Origin of the sequence: Pseudomonas capeferrum (genome assembly GCF_013523055.1) — a bacterium.
Taxonomy (GTDB): Bacteria; Pseudomonadota; Gammaproteobacteria; order Pseudomonadales; family Pseudomonadaceae; genus Aquipseudomonas; species Aquipseudomonas capeferrum_A.
On record NZ_JAAMQM010000021.1, the window covers coordinates 49,967 to 62,814 of the forward strand.

A 12,848-nucleotide genomic window follows, 5' to 3' on the forward strand; every position below is an offset into this window, starting at 1 on the left:
CTCCGAGGAGAGATGATGAGCGATGGTTCGGCATGGGCGCCATTTCGCAACAGGGCCTTCAGAGGCTTATGGCTGGCCGGTGCCGTGGTCAATCTGGCGATCTGGATGCAGACGGTCGGCGCGGCGTGGATCATGACCACGCTCACGGCGTCACCCACGATGGTGTCGCTGGTGCAAACCGCAGTGACGCTGCCGGTCTTTCTGTTTGCATTGCCAGGCGGGGTGATCGCCGATCTGGTGGACCGGCGCCGCTGGCTGATCGTCACCCAGTGCCTGATGTTGTTCGCGGCCATCATGCTGAGCGTGCTGGCTTACTGCGCACGCCTCGAAGCCTGGGGGCTGCTGGCCTTCACCTTTGTGTTGGGCACCGGCAGCGCGCTGGGGATGTCGGCGTGGATGGTGACCATGATCGCCGTGCTGTCACGCGATCAGGTACCGGCGGCGGTCTCCCTGAACGGCATTGCCGTCAACGCCACCCGTGCGCTGGGGCCCGCCCTGGCCGGGATGTTGATAGCCTACTGGAACACGACCTCGGTGTTCGTGGTGATTGCGCTATGCATGGTTGCGGTAATGATCTTCCTGTGTCGTCTCGCGCCGTCGCCGCCTGCCCAGGGGCTGCCGCCGGAAACCATCATGGGCGGCATGCGCAGCGGCCTGCGCTACATCCGCCATTCGGCCGTGTTGTCCAGTGCCCTGAAGCAGGTGCTGATCTTCACCGGTAGCGCCAGTGCCCTGTGGGCGTTGATGCCCTTGGTCGCCAGGCAGGAATTGGGCATGGGCGCAGGTGGCTACGGTCTGCTGATGGCGTTCCTGGGGGCTGGGGCGGTACTGGCGGCGTTGAACTCACCCCGCCTGTATCGTCTGCTCGGCCTTCGTCGCCTGATTGTCTGCGGTACCGTTGCCTTTGCCGCCGCCACGCTGGCCGCCGCGCTTTCGCCCAATCGCTACGTGGTCTGCGCCATGATGCTGAGTGCGGGGTTCGGCTGGATGGCGGTCAACGCCACGGTCTCCTCGGTGGTGCAAACCTATGCCGCCAACTGGGTGCGAGCCCGCGTAGCGTCGATGTACGTATTGACCCTGATGGGCGCGATGGCCTTCGGCGGCGCTGCATGGGGCGCGCTGGCCGAGTATGCAGGGCTGGAGGCGAGCCTGCTGCTATCGACGCTGTGCCTGCTCGCCGGGGTGTTGCTGACGCGCAACGGCCGCGTAGAACTGGGCCACGAAGCCGACTTTGCACAGGTGCCGCTGACCGACAACCTGCAGCTACAGACGCCGGTCGCCCATGCGGACGGGCCCGTCTCGGTGGAGGTGGTCTATCAGGTGCCCGTGACCCAACGCGATGACTTTCTGTTGGCGGTGTACGCGGTAGGCAAGGCCAGGCGCCGCAACGGAGCGCAGAACTGGCGATTGTATCGAGATATGGCCGAGCCGCAGCTCTACAGCGAGCGTTTCATCGTCGAGTCGTGGCTTGATTACTTGCGCCAGCAGGTGCGCGTAACCCAGGCCGACCATGCCCAGGAAAGCCTTTTGCAGCAATTTCGCCGTGAAGACCTGCAAACCCGACGGCTGATCTATCAGCCGCCGGTGGGAGGATAACGCTACAACCTGCAGAAAATTCCCATGTAAAACTTTACGTCGAGATTAATTCTCAGGCTAGAATGACGGTAATAATTAGTTACCGGGATGCAGTATGGAAATTTCAGACGTCAGCGACAACGCCAAATCGGCCAATGCAACCCTCGTCAAGCCGGTTTCCAACGCCATACGCATCCTGCGTCACCTCAGCCAGGGTGGCACACCCGAGCGCTCTGTGGACATTGCCCGGCAGCTCTCCATCAATCCCAGTACCTGCTTCAACATTCTGCGTACGCTGGTGCAGGAGGATGTCGTTGATTTCAACCCTCTGTCCAAACGCTACTCCGTGGGCTCCGGCCTGGCCCGCCTGGTGGAGCAGCTGGTGACCCAGGGGCACCGCGTGCAAATGGCCAAGCCGCTGTTGCAGAACCTCGCATCCCGGCTGCGGGTCACCATCACGTTGTGGCGCAAAATGAGCCCGGACCGGATTGTCATCGTCAGTGCGGCCGCGAGCCCCACCGATGTACGCATCGACATGGCCGAAGGCCAACGGCTGCCGATCCTGATGGGGGCCAGCGGACGACTGTTTGCCACCCAGATCGATATGAATGACCCGTTGGTAGAGAGCAGCTTCGAGAAAATTCGCTGGGCAGGACCGCTATCGCTGGACGATTACCGCGAGGAAGTGAGGTTGGCCGCCGAGCGGGGCTGGGCGATGGACGATGGGCATTTCTCGGGCGGTATCCTGGCCGTGGCGGCACCGATCTACTCGCCTTCCAACAGCATCGAGTTCACGGTTTCGGCGGTGATGTTCCGTGGCCAGCGCGACGAGGAGGGCCTTGCCGAAATAGGCAAGGCCCTGATCGAGTTCTGCACTGAAGTGGCCTGCGTGCTCTACTGAGCCCCGCAGCTACTCTACTCGCGTACCAGCAACAGGCTGCCTCCCAGCGGGCCGCCCCCCGCGGCTACCGTGCTCACGCGATGATCGCGGGTTTGCCGGCCCTCGGCGCGGCCCCAAAGCTGCAGGCACGCCTCGTGCACGTAGCCCAGCCCATGGGTGCGCCCACCGGACAACTGCCCGCCGTTGGTGTTGATCGGCAGGCTGCCGTCCAGCGCGATGCGGGCCCCGCCTTCGACGAAGGCACCGCTTTGGCCAACGGGGCACAGGCCCAGGGCTTCCAGCCAGATCAAGGTCAGAATCGAGAAACCGTCGTACAGCTGTGCCGAGCCGACGTCCTGCGGGGTGTAGTCGGTTCGTGCCCACATCATCTGGCCGACATCGAAGGCCGCCATCCGCGTCAAAGAAATCTGATCCCACGACCAGGGCTGGTTCAATGCGGCGCCCATCGCTTCGATGCGGATCGGCTTGTTCGGCAGGTCCTGGGCAATGTCGCGGCGCGACAGGATGATGGCGGTAGAGGCATCGCAATGCACATCGCAGTCGAATAAGCGCAGCGGCGACGAAATCATCCGCGAGGCCATGTAGTCATCCATCGACATGGGGGTGCGGTACACCGCCTTGGGGTTGCGAATGGCGTTTCGTCGACAGGTGAGCGCAATCTGCGCCAGTTGTTCGGCGCGCGTGCCGTACTCGTGAAAATGGCGCTGGGCGTACAGGGCCATCAGGTTGATACCCGAATGCACATTGAACGGCGTGAACCATTGCCAGGCATAACTGCTGTCCCGGCCCTGGGTCTTGCCGGTCAGTGCGCCGGCCTGCCGGTTGACCGCGCGTGCCGAGGCTTCGGTAATGGTGCGAAACACCAGCACGTGCTTGCACAGGCCGGCGGCGATCGCCATGGCGCCGTTGATCACGCCGGCAAGGGGCCCAGGCCCTTCGTAGCCAGCCCCGAACCAGTTGACGTTAAGACCCAGGGCACTTTTCAGTGCGCTTGGCCCCACGGGGGAAAAAGGATCGCCGTTGTTGTTGTCACCCGGCCAGCAGGCTACCCCGTCGATATCGCTACGTTGCAGCCCGGCATCGGCAATGGCTTGCAGGCAAGCGTCGAGGGTCAGGCGCATGGCCGACTTGTCTGATGGCCGGCCGACTTCCGATTGACCGATACCGGTGATGGCCACGTCTTTTTCGTAACGATGATCGAACATCATTGATCCCTCTCGAACAGGGGCAACCACACATCCTCGACATTGAGAAAGGTGACGCGTACCGGCATGTCGATATGTACATATGCTACCGGTATGCCCACCACGTTGCTGACAAACTGCAAGCCGGCCTGCTCTGCCAGTTCGATAATCGCCACCACATAGGGCACCTCCAGGTCTGGCGCCCAGCCCTGATAGTTGACGGTGAAACTGAGCACCTTGCCCTGGCCGGACACCGCCTGGGGTGCTACCTCGAAGCTGGCGCAGTGTGGGCAGAGCGGGGCGGGCGGATGAAAGTAGCGACTGCAGGCCGCGCAGCGATGAATCAACAACCGACCCGTTTCACCGCCTTGCCAGAAGGCGCGGTTATCGGCGTTCAGTGCAGGGAGTTTTCTAGGCATCAGCAGTCCGAGGTGTATGTTTGACATGGAGTTACACAGTACCATTTGCACATATTTTAGAAAAGTGTCATATATTGCTGCAGGCGAAAACACGGATCGACCGTTCGCGATACAACAACAAGAGGATTTGGCTATGTCCCAATCATTGCTGGACAAAAGGGTAGTCATCACGGGCGGCTTCGGTGCCTTTGGCAGCACACTGGGCAAGTACCTGCTGGCGCGTGGCGCGCGAGTGGCGCTGCTGGACCGCAGCGATGCGCCAGCCGACCTGCTGGATACGCAGAACCTGTTGTGCCTGGGCGATGTCGACCTGACCTCGGCCGAGTCGGCGAGCGCTGCGTTCCAGCAGGTGGCCGCGCAGTGGGGCGGTATTGACGGCCTGGTCAATGTCGCCGGCGGGTTTTCCTGGGAAACGCTCGAGGGCGGCAGCCTGAACACCTGGGACCGCCTATATCAGATGAATGTGCGCACTGCTGTCGTCAGTGCCCAGTCGGCCTTGGCATTTCTGCTGGAGTCCGGCGCCGGGCGAATCGTCAATATCGGGGCACTGGCGTCCATCAAGGCCGCAGCAGGCATGGGCCCTTATGCCGCCTCCAAGGCAGGGGTGGCCCGCCTGACCGAAGCCTTGGCCGAAGAGTTGAAAGATCGCGGCGTGACGGTGAACGCCGTGTTGCCCAGCATCATCGATACCCCTGCCAACCGCGCCGACATGCCGGAGGCCGACAGCAGCCGCTGGGTGACCCCGCAAGCACTGTCGGGAGTGGTCGCGTTCCTGTTGTCTGACGAGGCGGCCGCGGTAACCGGTGCGCTATTGCCAGTGAGCGGACGCGTATGAGGCTGGTCACCTATACCGATGCCAGTGGCGTAGACCGTGCCGGTGCTCTGCTCAACCAGGACCAGCAGGTGCTCGACCTGAGCACGGCCTATCGCTTGCTGGAAGGGCGCGAGAGCGCCGCCTTGGGCAGTATTCTCGCCCTGGTCGAAGGAGGTGAGGCGGCGCTGGAGCTGGCACGTTCCCTCGTTGTCAGGGCGCCATCGGCCGCGGTGCTGGAGCGCGATGGGGTCAAGCTGCGAGCACCGATCCAGCCCCCGCCGCAAATGCGCGATTGCTCCTGCTTCGAGTTGCACCTGCGCCAGAGTTTTGCTGCCGCCCGCCGCGCGCGCGCGTTGCGTACCGAAGACCCCGAGGCCACCCTCAAGGCGATGAATACCCGTGCCGACGACCGGGTGATCGAGACCTTCAACAAGCAGCCCATCTACTACAAAGGCAACCGCTTTGCGGTGATCGGCATCGACGATGAGTTCCAATGGCCGAGCTTCAGCCGTGCGATGGATTTCGAGCTGGAGTTCGGTTGCTATATCGGCAAACGGGGCAAGGACATCAGTCGTGAAGCGGCGCGCACGCACATCGTTGGCTTCACTATCTTCAACGACATGAGTGCCCGCGATGCCCAGGCCCTGGAAATGCCTGGCATGCTTGGCCCGGCCAAGAGCAAGGACTTCGATACCGCCAACATCATGGGGCCGTGCCTGGTGACTGCGGATGAACTGGGCGACCCCTACGACCTGAACATGGTTGCCCGGGTCAATGGTGAGGAGTGGGGGCGCGGAAATACCCGGGACATGCGCTGGCGCTTCGAAGACGTGATCGCCCATGTATCCCGATCAGAGACCCTGTACCCCGGCGAATTTCTGGGGTCCGGCACGGTGGGCAACGGTTGTGGCCTCGAGCAGCTGCGCTATCTCAAGCCTGGCGATGTGGTCGAGTTGGAAATCGACGGTATTGGCGTGCTGCGCACCCAGGTGGGCCAGAAGGCGTCATCTGAGACATGACGTTCAGCTTGTATGGACCTACTTTTTGTAGTGTGAATTAAGTATACAAAAATTAATAAAGTGTCTTATATTTCGTTGCGGACCCGCCGTGACACCCTGAGCAGGAGGCAATCATGCTAACAAGAACAAGCCCCGTATTGTCTGATGGAACCAAGGTCTCGGACCTCATCTATCCCACTACGCGCGAAGTGCAGATGCGCGTGTTGTCTGATCGTGAAATCTACGAGCTGGAGATGGAAAAGATCTTCGGCAAGATCTGGGTACTGCTGGGCCACGAAACGGAAATCCCCAACGCCGGGGACTTCATGGTCCGCGACCTGGGGTCTGACTCGGTGATTGTGGCCCGTGGCAAGCAGGGCGAGGTGTTCGTCACCCTGAACGTCTGCCCGCATCGTGGCATGCGTATCACCACCGCCGATTGCGGCAATGCGCAGATTCATAAATGCATCTACCACGGTTGGGCCTTCCGTCCCAATGGGGACTTCATCGGCTCGCCGGTCGAGCGCGAGTGCATGCACGGCAAGATGATGCCCAAAGAGCAACTGGGCTTGAAAAAAGCGCGGGTCACCCTGTATGGCGGTCTGGTCTTCGCGACCTGGAACATTGAAGGGCCGTCCTTCGAGGAGTTCCTGGGCGACGCGAAGTGGTACTACGACATGCTGTTCTGTCGCTCCGACAAGGGCATGGAAGTGCTTGGCCCGCCGCAGCGCTTCATCGTCAACGCCAACTGGAAAACCGCCGGCGAGCAATCGGCCGCCGACGGCTTCCATACCCTGACCCTGCACCGCTGGCTGGGGGAGGTGGGCAACTATGCGAAGAAGGGAGAGGGCGAAACCGCCGACCTGAGCCCGGAAATGATCGGTGTGGAGATCAGCTCTCCGCATGGCCACGCGCTGCGTTGTATTGACCTGGCCCGCAAGATCAAGCGCCTTACCGGACTGGACCCGGCCGAACTGAGCGTGCAGCAGAAGCTTGAGGCACTGCCGCCTGCCGGCATGACCGCCGGGATGGTCGAGCAGCTGGCGCGCAACCTGAGCGACGATCAGCTCCAGGTGCTCACCAGCATGCCTCCGCAAGTGGGTGGCATGTTCCCTAACATACTCTTCGGTTTTGTCTACATTCCCCAGCCTGACGGCAGCGTCGTGGGTTCCATGACCCTGCATGCCTATGTACCGCAAGGCCCCGACAAGTTGGAGTTCGTCAACTGGGTGTTCGCCGAGAAGGACGCGCCGCCAGAGCTGCGCGACAAGATGCTCAAGCAGACCATCCAGCTGTTCGGCACCTCCGGCATGGTCGAACAGGATGACTCTGACACCTGGCCGCACATGACACTGGCCGCCAAGGGCGCGATGGGGCGCAAGAGCACGCTCAAGTACCAGGCCTGCTACGAGACGGGCGCGCCTGAAGGTTGGCCAGGCCCTGGCATCGTCAACGAAGGCTTTACCAAGGACGATACCCAGTGGCACTGGTGGCTGTACTGGCACGAACTGATGACCGCCTCGGACGAGGCATAAGGATGGGGTGGAGGGCCGCCATCGTTGGCGCCCCTCCCTACGCTGCTACTCACCCGTAGTCACCATTCAAACAGCCACCATTCAAGTACAAGAATAACAATGAGGAATTGCTCATGACGCAGGTTCAGCAACGCGGCGTGGAGGATATCCAGCCAGGCTCCCCGGTCGGTACGCGGCGAGTGCCGGTGGGGTCGCCGATCTACAACGATGTGGTGACCTTCCTGTACGAGGAAGCCACCTTGCTCGACCAGATTCGCCTTCGGGATTGGGCCGAGCGCCTGGACACCGACCTGGTGTACACCGTGCCGCTGCGCCAGACGCGCCTGGCCTCGGAATTGAAAACCACCATTGTGCGCAGTGTGCAGCACTACCACGACGACTACCGCTCGATGATGGGGCGCATCCTGCGCTTGTCCGGCAAGAGCGCCTGGGCAGAAGACCCGCCTTCGCGTACGCGCCGACTGGTGACCAACGTATTCGTGGAAGAGACGGAGAAATCCGACGAGTTCGTGGTGACCAGTTACCTGTTGCTGACACGAAGCCGTTTCAAGGACCACCACGTCGACATCATCAGCGGCGAGCGTCGCGATGTGCTGCGCCTTGGCGAAACCGGGTTCAAGCTGGCAAGGCGTGAAGTCATTCTCGACCAGGCGGTGCTGGGTACCCCCAACCTGGCTATCTTCCTCTAGGGTTGCGTGTGTGGGGCCATGCGGCGTGTCACGCCGTATGGCTGCCGGGCCAGGCATGCAGCCATGCCTGGTCCTGGGCGCACAAGGCCTGCGGCTCGTCGCTGAAATCCAGGGTCGAGCCCTTCATGCGCGCTGCCTGTTCGGCGCGTTCCGGTTGCTGGCTGTAGCAGCGACCGCTGCTGACGGCGTGGACCTGCTCGTCGAGGTTGTAGGCGCGGCCCATCGAGATAAGGGTGCAGCGACGTAGAAGCAGCGCCGCTTCGGCGGTCTCTTCATTGAGGGTGTTGAGCGCCCAGCGTGCCATGCCTTCGCGAAGGTTGACGCCGGCATAGGGCGGCGGGCCTTCGATCATCGTGCCCTTCACTTCCCAGCTCAGGGCCTGCCCGTCGTCACGTGTCACGATCGCACGGGTACGGCCGTCGATTCGCGCCCCTACCTGGATCTCGTAGTGTCGCTGGCAGGTGCCGCGGGCAGCGGTCGCAATGGCCAGGCCGGCAAGGTCGAGCAGGTGGGTGCATTGATGGCTGGCGTCGGTTTGCCGGGTGACCGAGTGCGCAATCCGTGCCAGTGGCATGCCCACCAGCGCTTGCAGTTGATCGCATGCCTGCGGGCACAGAGAATAGGGGTAGCGCAGCGCTTCGCCACCGATGGCCGTGACCTTGCCTGCACGGTGGCTGGCCCACACGCGAAAGTGGTGAAAGTCATCCTCCAGGGCCGCACGAACGTGATCTGCGTTGGCAATGATATCTATGCGGCGTCGAAATACAGTCATCCTGGAGTCCTTGTGCAAGGGGTGTGAGAGGTCGCTGAAATCAGCTATATTTGAACACTAAACAATATAATGTTCACTAAAAACAAGAAAAGGAGCGGTTATGGCCCTGCTGAACGAACAGGTCGCGCTGATTACCGGCGCAGGTGGCGGGATCGGTCGAGGTATCGCGCTGAACTTTGCCAGGGAGGGTGCTGCGGTGGTGGTTGCCGAACTGGATGAGGCCAGCGGGGAAGCTGTGGTGGCGGAGCTCAAGGCGCTTGGCGCCAAGGCGGTGTTCATCCGCACAGACGTCTGCAGCAAAGCCGATATCGAAGCCGCAGTGCAACTGGCCGTCGACGAATTCGGTGGTCTGGACATACTGGTCAACAACGCGTTCGCGCCCACGCCCAACGTGCTTCTGGAAGAAAAGACCGACGCCATGCTGGAGCAGACCCTGGGCTCGACCGTCTGGGCGGCCTGGTGGGCGATGAAGGCCGCGCTCCCGCACATGAAGGTGCGTGGCGGCGGCAAGATCATCAACTTCTACTCTATCGATATCGAGATCGGTGCCTGGCTGCATGGCGACTACAACACAGCAAAGTCGGCGATCGTGGGACTGACCCGCAGTGCTGCCTCCGAGTGGGGACGCTTCAACATTCGCACCAACGCCATCGCGCCCACCGCGATGGGTGCCACCTTCCACAAGCTGGCGGCAGAAAACCCGGGGTTCGCTGAAATGTCCGCTTCCATGCGCCCGCTGGGGCGTTGCGGCGAGCCTGAAGCCGATATCGGCCCGGTGGTGGTTTTCCTGGCCAGCGAGATGTCGCGCTTCATTACCGGCGAAACCATTCACGTCGACGGCGGCCTGCACCTGCCCGGCTACAACTCTCGCCCCAAAGGCATCCCTGTGCGCGAGTACTGAAGGCGGCAAATGAAAAGCGCGGCCAGTGCCTAATGCCAGTCAGTTAAGCCCCACAATCTGCAATTGGGGCTGCTTCACCCCCTTCGCGGGCAAGCCCGCTCCCACAAATTGAGCGCTGAATTCAGGAACTGCGCACTTCTTGTGGGAGCGGGCTTGCCCGCGAAGGGGAACGAAGCAGCCCATTGCCCTTAACTGACAAGCATTACGGCCAGTACCGCGCTTTTTGCTTGCTGGGTGAAGCGGCTACTTCTTGGCAACGCTGATCGAAGTGGTTTCCAGGTCCCAGGTGGTGGGGGTTTTGCCTTCGTCGCGCAGCAAGTATTTCAATACACGCCCTTGTGGGTTCTTCGGCAAGCTGCCGCGAAACTCGATATAGCGGGGCAGGGCGTAGTAGGGCACCGCATCCACGGCCCAATGGAACAGGTCTTCGGGTTGCAGCATGGCGCCTTCATGCAGTACCGCGGTGACCTTCACGTCATCTTCGCCCTTGTCGGACGGTACGGCGTGTACCGCCACTTCGGCCAGGGCAGGGTGTACGCCGAAGGCGGCCTCCATCTCGAAGCTGGAGATGTTCTCGCCGCGGCGGCGCAGGTAGTCCTTTTTGCGGTCGACAAAGTAGAAGAAGCCGTCATTATCGAACTTGCCGATGTCGCCGGTGTGGAACCACATGTTGCGCATCAGCTTCTGGGTGTCCTCCGGTCGGCGCCAGTAGCCCTGGAACATGATGTCCGGGCGCAGCGGGCGTACCACGATTTCACCGGCGGTGTCGGGTGGCACTTCCTGGTCCAGGTCGTCGACGATGCGTACATCGAAGTCGGCAATGCGTTTGCCCGAGGAGCCGGGCGCCGCGTATTCGCCGGCTGCCAGCGAGGTGATCACGCAGGCTTCCGTCAGGCCATAGCCGTTGCCGCCCACCAGGGGCGTGCCGAAGCGTTCGCGCCAGATCCTTTTGGTCTCTTCGGTATAGGGGTTGCCGCGAGCGGTGTGGATCTGCCCCACGCAGCGCAACATGGCCTCGTTGTCCGGCGCCTGGGCGAGCAACCCTCCCATCCCGCCGAGAATCGAGGCGATGGTGGCGCCCGAGCGCTCTACCTCCTGCCAGAAGCCGGACACCGAAAAACGCGGCAGGATGGCGGCGCGGGCACCCACGAGGATGCTGGCGATGATCGACACGCACAGGGCATTCATGTGGAACAGCGGCAGCGGCGTGATGGTGACGTCGTCGGCGCTGGCAGGGCCGGCGCGCAGTTGCAGGCGGGCCAGGTTGCACATGAAGTTGTAGCTGATCATGCAGCCTTTGGATGGGCCTGTAGTGCCCGAGGTGTAGATCAGGCAGGCGAGGTCGGAAGGCTGCGGCTTGCTGGCGAGCGGAGTGGCGTCCTGCCCGCGGAAGCTGTCCAGTGTCGTGATGCGAATCGGGCAGTCGGGCATGGTGTCGAGCGTGCCGCGGTGCAGAATGTGGTGCACGTCTTGCAGCTGTTCTGCCAGCGGTGTGATGCGCTGCAGGTAGGCTGCTTCGCAGATCACCAGCGAGGTGCCGGTGTCGGCGATCTGATGCCGCAGAAATTCGCCCTTGAGTGCGGTATTGATCGGCACGCTCACCGCACGCAACTTGTTGATGGCCAGCCAGGTGATGACCGCATCGATGTTGTTATCGAGCATCGTCAGCACCGTTTCACCCGGCCTGACGCCGAGCGTAGCCAGAGCATTGGCCATTTTGGTCGAAAGTGAGTCAACCTGCGAGTATGTGTATAACTCCCCGCTGAAATCCAGCAGTATTCTGTCTGGATTACTTGCCACCGCACGGTCTAGCGCATCGATGACCGTGTCTCGTTCTCCTACTGCCCAAGTCTCTGGATTTCCACTGCTACCCATGAATTTTCTCCGTTTATGCGCCCGCGAGTGCTGGTCTGCCTGGTTTTTATTTTGAAGGGAGAATTGGATTCTAAATGTAAAATCTTAAATTGTCTTTAGCATTGAGTTGAACATATACGGTTATTTATGCACAGATTCTGTGATACCGTGGTTTTATTCCTTACTTTCGACGAGCCTGCAATTCCATGCCGAAAAACGCTACCCAGCTGGCAGAAGCGCCTAAGGCCGCTGCCAAATCCAGGAAAAAAGCTACACCTGACGCCCCTGCGAGCGGAGCCAAGGCAGTCAAGACCGTTGAGCGGCGCAACGGTCCGACGGCGGCAGGTAACAAGGTCAAGCCGAACCGCCGCTCGGAAGAAACCATCGCCAACATCCTCAAGGCGACGGAGGAAGTGGTGCTGATGTCGGGGGCTGACCGCATTTCCATTCTCGACGTGTGCCAGGTCGCGGGTGTCTCGCGCGGTACCTTCTATCGCTACTTCTCTTCCCAGGAAGACCTGCTGGACACGTTCTCGCGGCACAAGCGCGAAAGCTTCCACACCTCGCTCTCGCAAGCGCTGGGCCACATCGAGGATCCGGAAGCCCGCTTGAACGCATTGTTCTCCTACCTCGACAACTACCTTGAGCAAAGCCGCGCGCGGCGCCTGCTGGTGGTGGCGCCAGACTATGCGCTGGGCTTTTTCCGGCGGATTTTCCACGACTCGATCGTGCGCTTTCAGGATGGTTTGGGCATCGTCTTCGATGACTGGGACGACCGTCTGGGCGTGCGCCTGGACCGGGAACTGATCTGCGAGATGATCATTCGCTATGTGTTGAGCGAAATCCTGGTGCCGGAAGCCGCAGGGCGCCGACTCTTCCCGGTGCGCGTGAAAAAGCTGTTGGGTGCGTTGATCATGGGGTCCACCTCGCGCACCCGCCGCTGACACGTTCTCTCGCAGTTCTGTACACCCAAAGCCCCCGCCAATCGGGGGCTTTTTTGTGGCCTGTCGAAAATCCTCTTCCTCGCTCGCCCTCTTGCTGCCCATTGGCAAGCACTGCCACCGAGACAGGTAGAGGGCTCTGTCTCAAGGGTTTCAGCGTGGCCTGAAAATAATATGAACAGAATTTTGATTTCTGCTCAAATTAATTTTAAGCTCTGGTCTTAGTAGCGAGCCTTCCTGTTCCCCTTCCCGCGTCGGTTGATCG

At 61.4% G+C, this 12,848-nt stretch carries 12 protein-coding genes; 8 read left to right on the top strand and 4 right to left on the bottom strand.

Annotated elements, in window-relative coordinates; translation table 11 throughout:
- Window positions 1-15: 15 nt before the first annotated feature.
- Complete coding sequence (locus tag G7009_RS21730; RefSeq protein WP_181132159.1) at window positions 16-1,596, top strand: MFS transporter; 1,581 nt, start codon at window positions 16-18, stop codon at window positions 1,594-1,596.
- A gap of 94 nt (window positions 1,597-1,690) precedes the next feature.
- Window positions 1,691-2,476 (top strand): IclR family transcriptional regulator, encoded by a 786-nt coding sequence (locus tag G7009_RS21735; protein ID WP_181132160.1) that lies wholly within the window; start codon window positions 1,691-1,693, stop codon window positions 2,474-2,476.
- A 14-nt stretch (window positions 2,477-2,490) separates the two neighbouring features.
- On the opposite strand, the gene G7009_RS21740 is transcribed toward G7009_RS21735, so the two are convergent.
- Window positions 2,491-3,681: a thiolase family protein gene (locus tag G7009_RS21740; RefSeq protein WP_181132161.1), complete on the bottom strand. Its 1,191-nt coding sequence runs from the start codon at window positions 3,679-3,681 to the stop codon at window positions 2,491-2,493.
- The gene (locus G7009_RS21745; RefSeq protein ID WP_181132162.1) at window positions 3,681-4,079 is read right to left on the bottom strand and encodes a Zn-ribbon domain-containing OB-fold protein; all 399 of its coding nucleotides are present in this window, start codon (window positions 4,077-4,079) and stop codon (window positions 3,681-3,683) included. The genes G7009_RS21740 and G7009_RS21745 overlap by 1 nt, the downstream gene beginning before the upstream one ends.
- A 133-nt stretch (window positions 4,080-4,212) precedes the next feature.
- On the opposite strand from G7009_RS21745, the gene G7009_RS21750 reads away from it, so the two are divergent.
- The 4 genes from G7009_RS21750 (at window position 4,213) to G7009_RS21765 (ending at window position 8,115) form a co-directional block, all read left to right on the top strand.
- Window positions 4,213-4,914, top strand: a complete 702-nt coding sequence (locus G7009_RS21750) for an SDR family NAD(P)-dependent oxidoreductase (RefSeq protein ID WP_181132163.1) — start codon at window positions 4,213-4,215, stop codon at window positions 4,912-4,914.
- Window positions 4,911-5,912: a fumarylacetoacetate hydrolase family protein gene (locus tag G7009_RS21755; protein ID WP_181132164.1), complete on the top strand. Its 1,002-nt coding sequence runs from the start codon at window positions 4,911-4,913 to the stop codon at window positions 5,910-5,912. Before G7009_RS21750 ends, G7009_RS21755 begins: the two co-directional genes overlap by 4 nt.
- A 113-nt stretch (window positions 5,913-6,025) precedes the next feature.
- Complete coding sequence (locus tag G7009_RS21760) at window positions 6,026-7,426, top strand: aromatic ring-hydroxylating dioxygenase subunit alpha (protein ID WP_181132165.1); 1,401 nt, start codon at window positions 6,026-6,028, stop codon at window positions 7,424-7,426.
- Window positions 7,427-7,539: 113 nt separating this feature from the next.
- Window positions 7,540-8,115, top strand: coding sequence for an aromatic-ring-hydroxylating dioxygenase subunit beta (locus tag G7009_RS21765; protein WP_181132166.1), 576 nt, complete (start codon window positions 7,540-7,542; stop codon window positions 8,113-8,115).
- 28 nt (window positions 8,116-8,143) lie between these two features.
- On the opposite strand, the gene G7009_RS21770 is transcribed toward G7009_RS21765, so the two are convergent.
- Window positions 8,144-8,887 carry a DUF2889 domain-containing protein gene (locus tag G7009_RS21770; protein WP_181132167.1) on the bottom strand — a complete coding sequence of 248 codons (744 nt, stop codon included), beginning with the start codon at window positions 8,885-8,887 and terminating at the stop codon, window positions 8,144-8,146.
- 100 nt (window positions 8,888-8,987) lie between these two features.
- On the opposite strand from G7009_RS21770, the gene G7009_RS21775 reads away from it, so the two are divergent.
- On the top strand, window positions 8,988-9,788 hold the full coding sequence (locus G7009_RS21775) for an SDR family NAD(P)-dependent oxidoreductase (protein WP_181132168.1): 801 nt from the start codon (window positions 8,988-8,990) through the stop codon (window positions 9,786-9,788).
- A 243-nt stretch (window positions 9,789-10,031) separates the two neighbouring features.
- Here the strand turns inward: G7009_RS21775 and G7009_RS21780 are convergent, their stop codons facing one another.
- A complete protein-coding gene (locus G7009_RS21780; RefSeq protein WP_181132169.1) occupies window positions 10,032-11,663 on the bottom strand; it encodes an ATP-dependent acyl-CoA ligase in 1,632 nt (543 codons plus the stop codon).
- A gap of 185 nt (window positions 11,664-11,848) precedes the next feature.
- Between G7009_RS21780 and G7009_RS21785 the strand changes: the two genes are divergently transcribed.
- Window positions 11,849-12,586, top strand: coding sequence for a TetR/AcrR family transcriptional regulator (locus tag G7009_RS21785; protein WP_181132170.1), 738 nt, complete (start codon window positions 11,849-11,851; stop codon window positions 12,584-12,586).
- The last annotated feature ends 262 nt before the right edge of the window (window positions 12,587-12,848 follow it).